The organism is Maribellus sediminis, from assembly GCF_011799805.1.
GTDB lineage: Bacteria > Bacteroidota > Bacteroidia > Bacteroidales > Prolixibacteraceae > Draconibacterium > Draconibacterium sediminis_A.
Window position 1 is genome coordinate 888,316 of record NZ_WXUB01000002.1, and the last position, 15,344, is coordinate 903,659.

A 15,344-nucleotide genomic window follows, 5' to 3' on the forward strand; every position below is an offset into this window, starting at 1 on the left:
CCTTTTTTATCTAAGTAATGATTTGATGGTTTTAGCCAGTTGGCTTGAAAAATTGAAAAGCAACTGTCGCGAGTTTTGCATCGCCTCCTGAAGATTCACCGGTCCGTTAACAAGCGAAAAAATTCCATCGAAGGCTTCCGAAGCTTCTACTTCTACTTTACCGCCAATAGCGATCACCGGTTTATTAAACCGGCGTGCAACTTTAGCAACGGCAAAAGGTGCCTTGTTGTTTAAAGTCTGACTATCGATTTTTCCCTCGCCCGTAATGACCAGGTCGGCCCACTTTACCTGTTCCGAAAATTGAAGTTGCTCCAGAACAAAATCAGCTCCCGGGACGATCTCTGCATTTAGAAAAGTCAGCAGAGGCAAGGAAATTCCTCCGGCTGCGCCCATTCCCGGAATATCTCTCAAGGTCCTTTCGGCATGCATTTCAAGAACCGTAGCCCAGTTTTCCAGGCCTTTTTCAAGTTCTTGTACGTCTTCTGGCGCAGCTCCTTTTTGCGGGCCAAAAACAGCTGCAGCCCCATTAACTCCCAACAAGGGATTATCAACGTCGCAAACAATATTTATTTTCAGATGTGCAGGTAATTCCTTTTTTACAATAGAATGGACTTTTCCCAGATTGCGGCCATTACCGCTTAATTCGGTTCCGTTTTTATCAAAAAACTTAAATCCGAGCGCTTCCATCAGGCCCATTCCGCCATCAACTGTTGCGCTTCCACCAATCGCCAGAAAAATTTCTTCGCATCCTTTGCTGATCGCATCCAAAATCAACTGCCCTGTACCGAATGAGGATGCTATCATGGGATTTAATTCGTACATCGCCACAAGCTTCATTCCCGATGCATCGGCCATTTCAATAATCGCCTTTTTTCCCGAGATGGCATATTTGGATGCTACTGTTTGTCCCAAAGGTCCTGTAACATTTAAACTAACAGTTTGGGCATTAAAATTTCGGGCCAAAACTTCTCCCGTAAAATCTCCACCATCAGCAACCGGTAGTTTTCTGATCTCGAAATAGGAAGAACAGGCCAGAAATGCCTCTTCAACCGTATCGGCAAAATCAAAAGCATTCAGGCTTCCTTTCATCGAATTTGGTGCTATCAGTATTTTCATCTATCTATTATTTGTCACCCCGTGTAACAGAAGTGATACCTTTAACGTTTTGCAGTCGCTGAATCAAAAACTCGAGGTGTTCGAGGCTGTTCACAAAAATCTGCATTCTCCCTTCAAAATGTCCTTTATCCGATTCAATATTTATCGAACGCATGTGGCTTCCTACATCTTTGGAAATGATATGCGAAATATCACTAACAATCCCTATTTCATCTGTACCGGAAATATGCAGGGTTGTCAGGAAGGAATTTCTGCTACTTGTTTCTCTCCATTTCGCTTTAATTACCCGGTACGGATAACGCTCGGTCATATCTTTAGCGTTGGGGCAATTTTCGCGGTGAATTTTAATACCTTGTTTGATGGTCACAAACCCAAAAATCTTATCTCCAAAAACAGGATTACAGCACTGAGCGAGTGTGTAATTCACATTTTTCAGGTTGTTATCGATCAGCAAAAAGTCTTCGCCACTGTCGTACGACAATTCTTTAGTTTGCCGGGTAGGCAGCAATTCTTCGATCGTTTTTTTGGCACTGTCGTCCTCCGCTTTTTCAGCAAAAATTGCTTTTACTTCCAGCGGATCGATTTTACCTCTGGCCACTTCGTAATAAAAATCGACGGCCAGTTTAAAATTAAAATGTTTTAATATCTGACGAATAGCTTCATCGCCCAGATCCATTTTCCAGTTTTTAAATTTCCTTACAAGAATCTCACGACCTTGTGCCGCCTGCGAATTTCGTTCTTCATTTAAACTGGCTTTTATACGGTTTCGGGCTTTAGAAGTAACCGCAAAATCCAGCCAGTCCATTTTCGGTTTCTGGTTGTTCGATGTTTCAATGGAAATATGATCGCCGTTTTTGAGCTTGTATTTCAGGTTGACTTTTTTTCCGTTAACCAGACCGCCAACACAGGTATCTCCCAAATTAGAGTGGATCTCGTACGCAAAATCGAGCATGGTGGCACCAAGCGGTAACTTTTTCAAATCGCCCTTTGGTGTAAAAGCAAAGATCTCGTCGCTGTACACATTCGACCGGAAATGATCGATAAAATCCACCACATTCATATCCGGATTCTCCAACACATCGCGAATACCGGTCAGCCATTCATCGAAACCCGAAGACTTTCCTCCTTTGTATTTCCAGTGCGCAGCCAGTCCTTTTTCGGCAATCTCATCCATACGCTTGGTACGGATCTGAATTTCGACCCATTTCTGGTGTGGTCCCATAACCGTGGTATGCAACGATTCGTAGCCGTTCGATTTCGGGATTGAAATCCAGTCGCGCAAACGATTCGGATTGGTTTGGTATTCTTCCGTAACAATCGAATACACCATCCAGCAATCGGTTTTTTCGTTTTCAGGTTTCGAATCGAGAATGACACGAATGGCAAATAAATCCAGTACTTCATCAAAAGACACATTCTTATTCTTCATCTTATTATGAATGGAAGAAATGGATTTTGTGCGCGCTTTCATCGAAAATTCAATACCGCGCTTTTTTAGCTTGGCCTCGATAGGTTTTACAAACTCGGCCACAAAGTTGGCACGTTCTGTTTCGGTTTCCTTTAAACGATCGACGATATATTTATATTCTTCCGGTTTCTGAAACTTCAGATTCAGATCGAGCATTTCTGAATTGATGTTGTACAGTCCCAAACGGTGTGCCAGCGGAGCATACAAATACAAGGTTTCGTTTAGCAGCTTTGTCCGCCTCGCTTCTTCGTAAAGATGAAGGGTGCGCATCACCTGCAGGCGATCGGCAATTTTTATCAGAATTACCCGCACATCGCCGGCAAGCGCCAGCATAAGTTTTCGGTAATTTTCGGCATGCAGATCGATCGTATCGGTACCTAAAGCATTGATTTTCGCCATCCCTTCGAGAATGGCGAATATATATTCTCCAAATTTATTGCTAATGTCGTTTGGCGATGCTTTTTCCTTCAAATGCTCGTAACGCACATTGTGCAACAGCCCGGTAATGACAGAATCGGGCTCCAATCCGATTTCCATGGCAATGATAGAAGCCACATCGAGCGAATGACTGAGAATCACCTCCCCATGCGAGAATTTTTGTTCTCCAAGGATATTATATGCAAATTCAAATGCATTGTCCAGTTTTAAAATGGCCGCATCGTCCCAGGTCAGTTGGCAGAATTCCTTGAGCTGTTCGAATTGATTGTGAATTTCCTGTTGTATCTGCATAAATTAGGATGTTAGCGTTGCAACATAGAACTTTTTATTGTCTTTTTACTTCGTTTTGCCTGAAGTTGTAAATTATGTAAACAAAAAAGAGGCTACTGAAACAGTAACCTCTTTATAAATATAATCTAAAATATACTCTATTTCGTTACTGTTTCGTCAACAAAGGTTCGGGTACGCATTTCACGATCCATCATAAAAATACCGTTACCTTGCCCGTCAATGAGCTTCAGATTATCGAGAATCTCTGTGACATTAGCTTCTTCTTCCACTTGCTCATCAACAAACCACTGCAGGAAACTCTGCGTAGCATGGTCTTTTACTTCGATGGCAACGTCTACCAAATCATCGATAAGCGAAGTAACATGTTGCTCGTGTTGCAAAGTTGCTTCGTATATTTCGATTATACCGTCCCATTCCACAGGCATTTGATCAATGGCTTTTAAAACAGGTTTTTCACCACGGTCAACCACATAAGTAAACAATTTATTGGCGTGTGTCATCTCTTCCTGGTATTGAATGTACATCCAGTTGGCAAAACCGGGCAGCCCTTTATCGTGAAACCAGGCTGACATGGCCAAATATAATAAAGCAGAATATTGTTCGGCATTTATTTGCTCGTTGAGTGCATTCAACATTTTTTCTTTAAGCATTTCTTCGTGTTTTTAGTTTCTGGTTTAAAAATAGGAAAAAGCCCAGATATACGAAAATAGAATATAGCTGTAAGTAGCAATTCTTAACATACTTTATAAGAATTCAAGTAAGCGGACAAAAACGGCTATATTATTCAAATTCATACCTTAAAGTCTTCTTTAACACTAAGTTTACAAAAACATTCGAACGAGTCGAAATAATGTTCGAAATCAGGCCAAAATAATAGAATTCTTACCTTTGGCAACCGTAACCATTTTCCGATTTTATAATATCCAATAAAGCATGAAGAACATAAAATTCATTTCAGCTGCAGAAGCAGTAAAAGTTGTTAAATCCAACGACAGGGTACACCTTCATAGTGTGGCCGTAACTCCACACCCACTTATTAATGCACTTGTTGAAAGAGGTAAAAACAAAGAGTTCAGAAATGTGCGTATTCAGCACATTCACACCGAAGGACCGGCACCTTATGCTGATCCTGAACTTGAAGGTATCTTCCAACTTGAATCGTTTTTTGTTGGTCACAACGTAAGAAAACAAACACAGGCCGGTTATGCCGATTACATTCCTGTTTTCCTGCAAGAAACCCAACGTCTCATCCGTGAAGGTTACCTGAAAGTAAATGTAGCCATGATTCAGGTTTCGCCTCCCGATAATCATGGATATGTTTCGTTAGGAACATCGGTTGACGCAACATTGGCCGCAGTAGAAAAAGCCGACACAACAATTGCTATCGTCAACCCGAATGTACCACGTGCATTTGGCGATGCCATGATCCACATAAACGACATCGACCTTTTTATAGAAGATGACAGCGAACTGGTTGCTGCCGCTCCGGGGCCGATTTCGGAAACCGACCGCAAAATTGGCCGATACGTGGCCGAATTGGTTGAAGACGGTGCAACCCTGCAAATGGGTATTGGAGCCATTCCAAACGCTGTACTTAGCATGTTGGGTAACCACAAAGACCTTGGTGTTCACTCTGAAATGTTTGCCGACGGTATTCTACCTCTTGTTGACAAAGGTGTTGTTAACGGTAAAAACAAAAAAATCGACAAAGGCAAAATGGTGGCCACCTTCCTGATGGGATCGAAAAATCTATACGATTTTATCCATGACAATCCGGGCGTTGCCATGCAGGATGTAAAATATACCAACCGTGTTTCGGAAATTGCCAAAAACCCAAAAGTAACGGCGATTAACTCTGCGCTGCAAATTGATATTACAGGCCAGGTATGTGCCGACTCAATCGGAACCATTCACTACTCGGGTGTTGGAGGCCAGATCGACTTCCTGCGTGGTGCTTCATTAAGTAAAGGCGGAAAACCTATTTTGGCTATGCCTTCCATTACTAATAAAGGAATCAGTAAAATTGCCCCAATCCTCACTCCGGGTGCAGGTGTTGTAAGTACACGTGCTAATATTCACTGGGTAGTTACCGAATTTGGTGCAGTTAACCTGTACGGAAGAACACTTCAGGACAGGGCTAAATTACTTATCTCGATTGCACATCCCGATCACCAGGAAAATCTGGATAAAAATGCATTTGAAAGATTTGGTCCCCATTTCCATTTTGTGTGGGATCAGGACTAAAAAACATATGAAAAGCAGACCTGTGTCTGCTTTTTTTTATGACCAAAATCATGCTTACCAAAGCGCTTAAAATTCAATATTAAGGATTTCTGAATTCGGCGAACCTTTTGAACGGTTTTATCTGCTCAAAAGATCCCAAAGAACTTAAAGCCGTACCTTTAATGCTATAAATTTTTGACTATTAACATTTTATAAACATTCTAAATAAGATGAATATATCACATATAGAGCACATTGGAATTGCCGTTAACAGTTTAGACGAAGCCATTCCCTATTATGAGAACATGCTGGGATTAAAATGCTACGCCGTTGAAGAAGTAGCAGACCAGAAAGTAAAAACCGCCTTTTTCCAGGTTGGCGACACCAAAATCGAATTACTCGAATCAACCGACCCGGAAGGACCGATTGGCAAGTTCATCGAGAAAAAGGGACCGGGTGTTCACCACCTTGCCTTTGCAGTTGACGATGTAAACAAATCGCTGACCGAACTCGACGAAAAAGGAATTCGCCTGATCGATCAAAAATCGAGAAAAGGTGCCGAAGGCCTCAACATCGGTTTCCTTCACCCCAAATCAACCCTGGGTGTTTTAACCGAACTGTGCGGAAAAGAATAGACCAAGAAACAAATCAACCGATTTTTTATGAGTAACCAGGATAAAATTAAGAAACTGATTGACCTCCGTGCCGAAGCCAAGCTTGGAGGAGGTATCTCTCGCATTGAATCCCAACACAAAAAAGGGAAATTTACTGCCCGCGAGCGCATCGAACTGCTGCTCGACGAAGGCAGTTTCGAAGAATTCGACATGTTCGTAACGCATCGTTGTACGAACTTCGGTTTGGAAAAAACCAAGTTTTTAGGCGACGGCGTGGTTACCGGTCACGGAACCATCGACGGACGTGTTGTTTATGTATTCTCACAGGATTTTACCGTATTTGGCGGTTCGCTGTCGGAAACCTTTGCACAGAAGATCTGCAAAGTTATGGATATGGCTATGAAAGTGGGCGCTCCGGTTATCGGAATCAACGACTCAGGTGGTGCACGTATCCAGGAAGGAGTGAACTCGCTGGCGGGTTATGCCGAAATTTTCGAGCGTAACATTCTGGCATCGGGAGTAATTCCTCAGATCTCAGCCATTTTCGGTCCTTGTGCAGGTGGTGCGGTGTATTCGCCTGCCCTTACCGATTTTATCATGATGACCGAACAGAACTCTTACATGTTCGTTACCGGCCCAAAAGTGGTGAAAACAGTAACCGGCGAGGATATTTCTGTTGAAGACCTTGGCGGTGGTAAAGTTCACGCTTCAAAATCAGGTGTGGCACAGTTCCTTGTTGAGAACGAAAAAGAAGGTCTGATGATCCTTCGTAAGCTGATCTCTTACCTGCCTCAAAATAACCTTGAAGATCCAATTGTAACAGAAAACACCGATCCGATCGATCGTTTGGACGATTATCTGAATGAAATCATTCCGGAGAATCCAAACCAGCCTTACGATGTAAAAGATGTGATCCACACCATTGCCGACTACGGCGAGTTTTTGGAGATCCACCGTAACTACGCAAAAAACATTGTAGTTGGTTTTGCCAAATTCGACGGTCAACCTGTTGGTATAGTGGCCAACCAGCCAAACTACCTGGCAGGAGTGCTTGATATTAATGCATCGATTAAAGCAGCCCGATTTGTACGTTTTTGCGATGCATTCAATATTCCAATCATTACCTTAGTTGACGTTCCCGGATTCTTACCCGGAAGTAAACAGGAATATGGTGGAATTATCACACATGGAGCGAAGTTGATGTTCGCTTATGGTGAAGCAACCATACCTAAAATTACGATTACCCTTCGCAAATCATACGGTGGTGCGCACGATGTAATGTCGAGCAAACAGTTGCGTGGCGACCTGAACTATGCCTGGCCAACTGCCGAAATTGCTGTGATGGGTGCTGCCGGTGCTGTTGAAGTACTGCACGGCCGTAAACTTCGCGACATTGAAGACGCCGAAGAACGTGCCAAATTTATTGCAAACCATGAAGAAGAGTACAACGAAAAATTTGCAAATCCTTACATGGCTGCATCTTTTGGTTATATCGACGATGTGATTGAGCCACGTAATACCAGATTCCGTATTATCCGCGGCTTACAAAGTCTGGCTACCAAAAAACTGGTAAATCCGCCGAAGAAACATTCTAACATCCCATTATAAAAAACGATTATGGAAGCATTATTTATATTGCTGGCTAATTCAGTTGAATTTGGGATAACAGTAGCGCTTGTTGGATTCACCATAGTGTTTTTTGCTCTTACCATACTTGTTATTGTTTTTCTGCGATTGCCTAAACTCATTAACAGGCTCTTTCATAAAGACAAAATAAAAACAAGGAAAAGCAAAAAACAGGAAGTGGTTACCGAGGACGATTTTGTTGTTGAAGGAAACGTAACCGCCGCTATTAGTTTGGCACTTCACTTATATTTTAACGAATTACACGACGAAGAAAGTAATGTTGTGACCATTAAAAAGGTTCGCAAAGCATATTCGCCATGGAGTTCAAAAATATACAGCGTAAACCAAAACTGGCCTAAGTAAGATAGAGTTGGTAGCAAAACAGTTAAAAGTGATAATTCACTATTGAAAAATATCAAAAATGAAAAAATATAAATTCACAATCAGAGGTAACGATTACGACGTTCATTTAAAAGATATTGAAGACAATATCGCAGAACTGGATATAAACGGTACCATATACGAAGTGGAGATAAAAAGCGAGATCAAAGCTTCGAAAACACCAAAACTGATCAGGAAACCGGTTGAGAAAATGCCCGGAGAAGGTCAGATCAAAAAAACAGAATCTACCGGAACACACAAGGTAACAGCACCGCTACCGGGTACCATTCTGAAAATTAATGTGACAGTTGGCGATGTGGTTACTGAGGGCCAGAATATAATGGTTATGGAAGCCATGAAAATGGAAAACCAGGTACAAACCACAAAAGCCGGCGAAGTTACTGCCATTAAAGTAAATGTTGGCGATAGTGTTTTACAGGACGATGTATTAATTGAAATCGGCTAACCTTTACAGCGTTATGAGAAAATTATTTCAACTACTATTGCTGCTGATTTTTACCAGCCAGCTGGCTTTTGCCGCCGGCGGTACTCAAAAAGTCAGCGAGCAACTTACATACGGTAAGTGGATCGACTATTCCGACGGATATGTTCCGATTCCGACTTATAAAGCCGATGAAGCCACCGGAGAAACACCAAAAACAGTAAAACGCTTTAAATCGATTACGTTTGAAGATAACGGCACGTTTATCCTCGATTCGGCGAAACAGCGTTATACCGGTCGTTACCTGGTTGATGGCAACACCATAAACATGGAGTTTAACAGGGTTCAGGTAACCAGTTTACATACCAACATTGACCCTAACCTTCAGAGCAATTACAAAATTGCGAACGATATGGTGAAGCTGCCGAACCGCACGCTGCAACTTGCCAGCGACGGGCATTTACGGGGCGACGGATCAAGCTATAAAAACTACAACGGAGCCATCGCAGGTCTGTTTAACTTTTACGAGTTCTCGGGGTTTGCCAACGTTTCGTGGGGAAACATCATTATGATGATCGTAGGATTTGTTTTCCTTTTCCTTGCCATTAAATACGATTTCGAACCGATGCTGCTGATCCCGATCGGATTTGGCATCCTGATCGGAAATATCCCGATGTTTCAGGTAACTGATTTCAACCTGAAACTGGGTGTTTACGAGCCTGGCTCGGTATTGAACATTCTGTACCAGGGTGTGGTTCAGGGCTGGTATCCCCCACTTATCTTTTTGGGAATTGGCGCTATGACCGACTTCTCGTCGCTGATCTCGAATCCGAAACTGATGCTGCTGGGAGCTGCCGCACAGGTAGGTATTTTCCTTACCTTCCTGGGAGCGATCTTCCTTGGTTTTGCGCCACCGGAAGCTGGTGCAATTGGAATTATCGGAGGTGCCGACGGCCCGACAGCGATCTTTATTTCATCGAAACTGGCCAACGGTATCAACTTGCTGCCCGATGGAACCACGGTGAAAAACCTGATCGGACCGATCGCCATTGCAGCGTATTCGTACATGGCTCTGGTTCCGGTTATTCAACCACCGGTAATCCGTTTGATGACTACAAAACGTGAACGACTGATTAGGATGAAACCTCCTCGCGCGGTTTCAAAAACCGAAAAGGTATTGTTCCCAATTGTTGGCTTGATCTTAACGGCTTACATTGCGCCTTCGGCACTGCCACTTATCGGTATGTTGTTCTTTGGTAACCTGCTGAAAGAATCGGGTGTTACCAAACGTTTGGCCAACACCGCCGCCAATCCGTTGATCGACGTAATTACCATTCTTCTTGGTATTACCGTTGGAGCATCAACTCAGGCCGATGTATTCCTTACTCCGTCATCAATCAAGATCTTCGCACTGGGTGCAGCTTCGTTTGTAATTGCTACAGCCGGAGGTGTTGCAGGTGCTAAAATCATGAACCTTTTCCTGAAAAAGGAGAACAAGATCAACCCGATGATTGGCGCCAGTGGTGTATCTGCGGTTCCCGATAGTGCAAGGGTGGTTCAAACTATGGGCTTAAAGGAAGACCCGACTAACCACCTGCTGATGCATGCCATGGCACCAAACGTTGCCGGTGTTATTGGTTCAGCAGTTGCTGCCGGTATTCTGTTAAGCTTCCTGATGTAAAAACCAGCTTGCTGCATATTAAAAAAGGATTTCATCAGTCGGTTGACAGATGAAATCCTTTTTTATTTACACGCCACCCTACTCGTGGCAGGCTAAAAATTTTGCTAATTGTAATCCTATGGCCAATAAAACGATTAATAAAATAGACTCATCTTCGTTTCGATGGTATATAGTAACCCAAATTAATTCCAAAGTTTAAACCCCTGAAATCCCCTGAATAGGCTATGTTGTAATCAATGTAAGGCGAAACAACAAACTTTTTAAAATAAGTATTTGCTTCTATTCCAAGGGCAAAACAAGTTGCTCCAACATAACCATCCGTAATATCCGCGTTGGCAACATCCGAAAATTCTTTCATCCTAAGCAAACTAACATAGGGTGAAATTTCCAGCTGATCATGAACAGGGATGTGATAGGCAACATGTTCGGCCGATAAAAGCATAACCGCTCCCACAAGCAAAATCTCGATTAAACCTGTATTAAAATACCCTTCATCATCATATATAAATCCTGCGCCAAGCATCCAAATCGGTATTCCAAGCAAGCCCCATCCCCACTCAGCATGATCTTTCCCGATCAGGAATCCTGAATCGAAACTAAACCGCTCTCCCAAAAACATTCGCATTTTTAGACCTCCTGAAAGAGTGGAATTGTAGGGATGGTTAGCCGATAGATAAGCTGTGGAAAGGAAAATACTAAAATCGCGTTTATGATGAAATGAAGGCTGAACTGTAGAATAATCAGTAAATAAAGATTCGTCTTGTGCATTTAACGAACAGGAACTAAAAGACATTATTATTAAAATGTATAAAATCCTTATCATCATGACATTCGATTCTTAAATTACTACAATTATGGTCACTGATAATCTAAAATCTAATTCGTATACGTTATTGTTTAACTTGAGTTATCTATCAGAATTCATAGATTCATTGTTTCTCCCCGAAACCATAAGAACCAGCTATCCGTTGCTAATTCATGCTTTAAAATGAAAATTTTATGATCAGTAGTGCGGACTTTGAAGTAATTTGATACAGGTAAATCAGGATTATTTTCTCCCTGGTACCAGCGATCGAGGATTTCAATTATTTCAAAACGAAGGGTATCCCAATAAAAGTTTATAGGGTATTCATTCGACTTGAATCCCGAATGACACTCCACATTTATTTTGATGAGATCGTTCATAGAACTAAACTTCTCCAAAGATCGGAACTTTGGAAAAGTTTAGCCCTAATCAAAGGTGTTAATTTACAGTTGGTTCGAATTCAATAACCGGCAAATCGCCACCGGCTTTTACAGTTGAACTGCCGTAAACCGTGATGGTTGATTTGATAAAATCCTCTTCGTTGGCCTCATAAATATTATCAACGTATTTTTGAGGATTACGATCGATATAAGGAAACCAGGTACTGTGGATCTGAATCATGATGCGATGCCCCTTTTTAAAGGTGTGTAAAATATCCTGCAAAGGCACGGTTACATTGGTAGGAACTCCCGGCTCAAAAGCTTCAGGATGCTCGTAACTGTTTCTGAAACGTCCGCGGAACACCTCGTGACGTACCAACTGCTGGTAACCACCCATTTTTATGTCTCGTGGATTGTGTTCGTATTCTTCGTGGTCCTGTGGATAAACATCAATCAGTTTTACAATGAAGTCGGCATCGGTGCCGGTCATCGAAACAACCAGACTGGCAAGTATTTCACCGGCAATGGTCACATCCTCATCCAGCACATCGGTTTTAAACGCCAGTACATCGGGACGGCGCGACGCCTGGCGCTGATCGTCGGTAATGAAATTTCGTGGCGTAAACGTCAAGCCTTCGGTAACTGAGCGGTAAGGTACCGGCTTCATTGGATCACTCACATAATCGAACTCAGCCTTTGGATTAACCGGCTGGTCCATCAATAGTTTTCCGTCTTCTCTGAAAGTAAAAGTTATCGGCTTCACATCTTTAGGCGGCCACTCGGCATATTGTTTCCATTCTTTAATTCCGGTATCATAAACATAGGCTTCCGGCAGGTTCATTGTACCCTCATCCTTTAAGTAATAATCAAAAAATACTTTCTCCATATTTTTCTGAAAGAAGGTTGAAATGCTGTCGCCGAAGTAAATGTGGTTAACGGTTTGTTTGCCGGGTTCGCGCGCCCAGCCACCGTGGGTCCACGGCCCCATAACAATTGTACTTTTGGCCGAAGGATCGTTCTGTTGAATGGTTTTGTAAATGTTAAGCGGACCATAAAGGTCTTCGGCATCGAACCAGCCACCAACAGTCATTACTGCAGGTCCTATGTCTTTTAAATGAGGAAGCAGGTTTCGCTTTTGCCAGAATTCATCGTAGTTCGGGTGTTCGGTAACCTGTTTCCAAAAGAAATTATCGTAATGAAATTGTTTTGTCGCATTTTTTAAAGGCCCCAGTTCCAGGTTAAAATCGTAACCATCTGCTACGTTCAGGCTAAAGAAACGCTTCATCTTTTCGCCAAACCACGATTCTTTGGTCAGCGAATCTTTTTGATAACCAAAAACGGCAAAAGCCGGCAGGTAACTCTGCAGAAATGCTCCATGATGATGGAAGTCGTCGAAAAAGAAATCGGCAATTGGGGCTTGTGGCGACACCGCTTTTAACGCCGGGTGTGCATTCGGCAAGGAAGCCGCACTGTAATAACCCGGGTACGAAATTCCGTAGATCCCCACCCTGCCGTTGTTATTTTCAATATTCTTTATCAGCCAGTCAACCGTGTCGTAGGTATCCGAACTTTCGTCGATATCCTTTTTGTTTTTGGGATTGTTGCCCGGAATATTTGGGCGCATGTTGTCGAACGTTCCCTCCGACATGTAACGCCCGCGAACATCCTGGTAAACCAGAATATAACCTGCCTCGATCAGGTACGGGTTGGGTGTTCGAAGTTTAAAATCGTTGAAGCCCTGAACATTGTAACACGTACGGTTCATCAGCATCGGATACGTTTTTGAATGATCTTTTGGCGTGTAAACAATGGTGTAAAGTTTAACTCCGTCGCGCATTTCAATAAAATGTTCGGCCTTGTCGTAATGCGACACAACAAAGAGAGAATCAGCTTTTTGAGCAAAGCTGCTGAATGCCATAAACAGCATTATTCCTGCAGCCAGGAATTTGAGTTTTTTCATAAAAGATGTAATAATATTAGAATTAAACAGCAATGAATCCAAACAAACAAAAAACCGCCCGGTTCAAACCGGGCGGTATCAAATATATATGAAACTATCGTATTAATCGTTGTACACCTGATTTTCCTGTTCTTCAACCCGAATAAAAGTAGTCCGTTTGGTTAGTTCCTTTAAGGTTGAAGCGCCAACATAAGTACAGGTGCTGCGGATTCCTCCCAGGATATCGAGCACAGTTTCTTCCACCGGACCACGATATGGCACCTGCACTGTTTTTCCTTCGCTGGCGCGGTAATTGGCCACACCGCCAACGTGTTTATCCATGGCCGTTGCCGAACTCATTCCGTAGAACTGACGGTACCTTTTACCTTCCACTTCAATTAAATCGCCTCCACTTTCGTTGTGCCCGGCAAACATACCACCCAACATCACAAAATCGGCTCCACCGCCAAATGCTTTGGATACATCGCCCGGCGTAGAGCATCCGCCATCGCTGATGATCTGTCCGCCCAAACCATGAGCAGCATCGGCACATTCAATAACTGCTGAAAGCTGCGGATAGCCAACGCCGGTTTTTACACGCGTGGTGCACACTGATCCCGGCCCGATTCCAACTTTAATGATATCAGCACCGGCCAAAAGCAATTCTTCCACCATTTCACCTGTAACCACATTACCGGCCATGATTACAATATCGGGGTGACGCTCGCGTGTTGCCTGAACGTAATGCACAAAATGCTCGGAATAGCCATTCGCCACATCGATACACAAAAATTTCAAACGTGGATGTCGCTTGAACAATTCATCCACTTTTTCAGTATCGTTTTCACCTGTGCCGGTACTCAGTGCAATATAGTTTTCGATGCCCTCGGGAGCCTGCTCCAAAAAGTCGTTCCACTGCGCCACAGAATAATGTTTGTGAATAGCCGTGAACAACTGGTGCTGTTGCAATGCGAGCGCCATTTCAAAAGTCCCTACCGTGTCCATATTCGCCGCCATTATTGGTACTCCTGTCCAACTTTTTCCGGTATGCATAAACTTGAAAGTCCGCTCCAGGCTTACCATCGAACGACTTTTTAGTGTCGATCGTTTTGGTCTGAACATCACATCCTTAAATCCCAGTTTTACTTCGTATTCTATTCTCATTTCGAATCGTTTTAGTTTAAACCAACCTTAAAAGTACAATCTTTCGATCTTTAAACAAGCTAACACTAAGACAATCTTCCAGTTGTAAAAGTTTGAACAAAACCGGCTTTAATTCCTTTACTTTGCGAGTATAAAACAACGTAAAAACATAGATCGATATGAAAATACTGGTAGTTGGAGGAAACAGCGGAACAATAGGAAAAACGGTGGCTGCACATCTTAGTAAAAAGCACGAAGTAATTACCGCGGGCAGGAATGGCGGCGATGTACTTGTAAATATCGAAAGTGCGGAATCAATAAAGAATATGTTCGAACAGCTTGATGATCTGGATGCCGTGGTTTCGTGTGTGGGAGCTGCCAAATGGGGAGCTTTTGAAGACCTGAGTGAGGAAGATTACTACGTGGGCATTAAAAGTAAACTGATGGGCCAGGTGAACCTTGTCCGCATCGGTAAAGAGTATGTAAAAGCCGGAGCTTCCTTTACATTGACAACCGGAATTTTAGCAGACGATCCGGTAAAGGGAGCCACGAATTCAGCCATGGTGAACAACGCCATCCACGGTTTTGTGCGTGCCGCTTCGCAGGAACTAAAAAATGGGTTGCGTCTGAATGCGGTTGCACCGGGTTTGGTGGAGGATTCTGCAGAACGACTGGGTGATGCTTTCCCCGGACACACACCGGTACCGATGGACAAAGTAGCTGCCGGATATGTTAGAAGTGTTGAAGGATTGCGAACCGGAGAAATTATACGTGTGTACTAACAATGCAAGAATGAT

General features: G+C 43.0%; 13 protein-coding genes. 7 read left to right on the plus strand and 6 right to left on the minus strand.

Translation table 11 applies throughout. The annotated features are described in order from the left end of the window. Positions 1 to 6: 6 nt before the first annotated feature. From HFD85_RS09935 to HFD85_RS09945, 3 genes are all read right to left on the minus strand, one after another. Complete coding sequence (locus HFD85_RS09935) at positions 7 to 1,116, minus strand: glycerate kinase (RefSeq protein ID WP_167608454.1); 1,110 nt, start codon at positions 1,114 to 1,116, stop codon at positions 7 to 9. Between the two features lie 7 nt (positions 1,117 to 1,123). Next, positions 1,124 to 3,313, minus strand: a complete 2,190-nt coding sequence (locus HFD85_RS09940; protein WP_167608457.1) for a RelA/SpoT family protein — start codon at positions 3,311 to 3,313, stop codon at positions 1,124 to 1,126. Positions 3,314 to 3,450: 137 nt separating this feature from the next. Continuing rightward, positions 3,451 to 3,963 carry a ferritin gene (locus tag HFD85_RS09945; RefSeq protein ID WP_167608459.1) on the minus strand — a complete coding sequence of 171 codons (513 nt, stop codon included), beginning with the start codon at positions 3,961 to 3,963 and terminating at the stop codon, positions 3,451 to 3,453. A gap of 283 nt (positions 3,964 to 4,246) precedes the next feature. Here HFD85_RS09945 and HFD85_RS09950 point away from each other — a divergent pair, with 283 nt between their 5' ends. The 6 genes from HFD85_RS09950 (at position 4,247) to HFD85_RS09975 (ending at position 10,280) form a co-directional block, all read left to right on the plus strand. Next, entirely contained in the window at positions 4,247 to 5,557 is a 1,311-nt protein-coding gene (locus HFD85_RS09950; protein WP_167608462.1) for an acetyl-CoA hydrolase/transferase family protein, read from the plus strand. A gap of 209 nt (positions 5,558 to 5,766) precedes the next feature. Beyond that, the gene (gene mce / locus HFD85_RS09955; RefSeq protein ID WP_167608465.1) at positions 5,767 to 6,171 is read left to right on the plus strand and encodes a methylmalonyl-CoA epimerase; all 405 of its coding nucleotides are present in this window, start codon (positions 5,767 to 5,769) and stop codon (positions 6,169 to 6,171) included. A gap of 27 nt (positions 6,172 to 6,198) precedes the next feature. Further along, complete coding sequence (locus HFD85_RS09960; RefSeq protein WP_167608468.1) at positions 6,199 to 7,758, plus strand: acyl-CoA carboxylase subunit beta; 1,560 nt, start codon at positions 6,199 to 6,201, stop codon at positions 7,756 to 7,758. A gap of 9 nt (positions 7,759 to 7,767) precedes the next feature. After that, positions 7,768 to 8,139: an OadG family protein gene (locus tag HFD85_RS09965; protein WP_167608471.1), complete on the plus strand. Its 372-nt coding sequence runs from the start codon at positions 7,768 to 7,770 to the stop codon at positions 8,137 to 8,139. 58 nt (positions 8,140 to 8,197) lie between these two features. Continuing rightward, positions 8,198 to 8,623: a biotin/lipoyl-containing protein gene (locus HFD85_RS09970; RefSeq protein ID WP_167608474.1), complete on the plus strand. Its 426-nt coding sequence runs from the start codon at positions 8,198 to 8,200 to the stop codon at positions 8,621 to 8,623. Positions 8,624 to 8,636: 13 nt separating this feature from the next. Then, complete coding sequence (locus HFD85_RS09975; RefSeq protein ID WP_240925033.1) at positions 8,637 to 10,280, plus strand: sodium ion-translocating decarboxylase subunit beta; 1,644 nt, start codon at positions 8,637 to 8,639, stop codon at positions 10,278 to 10,280. A 148-nt stretch (positions 10,281 to 10,428) separates the two neighbouring features. On the opposite strand, the gene HFD85_RS09980 is transcribed toward HFD85_RS09975, so the two are convergent. The 3 genes from HFD85_RS09980 to HFD85_RS09990 all read right to left on the minus strand — a co-directional run bounded on the left by HFD85_RS09980 (position 10,429) and on the right by HFD85_RS09990 (position 14,568). Continuing rightward, positions 10,429 to 11,106, minus strand: a complete 678-nt coding sequence (locus tag HFD85_RS09980) for a hypothetical protein (protein WP_167608477.1) — start codon at positions 11,104 to 11,106, stop codon at positions 10,429 to 10,431. Positions 11,107 to 11,523: 417 nt separating this feature from the next. Next, positions 11,524 to 13,425 (minus strand): CocE/NonD family hydrolase, encoded by a 1,902-nt coding sequence (locus HFD85_RS09985; protein ID WP_167608480.1) that lies wholly within the window; start codon positions 13,423 to 13,425, stop codon positions 11,524 to 11,526. A 102-nt stretch (positions 13,426 to 13,527) separates the two neighbouring features. Next, positions 13,528 to 14,568 (minus strand): GMP reductase, encoded by a 1,041-nt coding sequence (locus tag HFD85_RS09990; protein ID WP_167608483.1) that lies wholly within the window; start codon positions 14,566 to 14,568, stop codon positions 13,528 to 13,530. Between the two features lie 158 nt (positions 14,569 to 14,726). On the opposite strand from HFD85_RS09990, the gene HFD85_RS09995 reads away from it, so the two are divergent. Further along, positions 14,727 to 15,329 (plus strand): short chain dehydrogenase, encoded by a 603-nt coding sequence (locus tag HFD85_RS09995; RefSeq protein WP_167608486.1) that lies wholly within the window; start codon positions 14,727 to 14,729, stop codon positions 15,327 to 15,329. Positions 15,330 to 15,344: the final 15 nt, after the last annotated feature.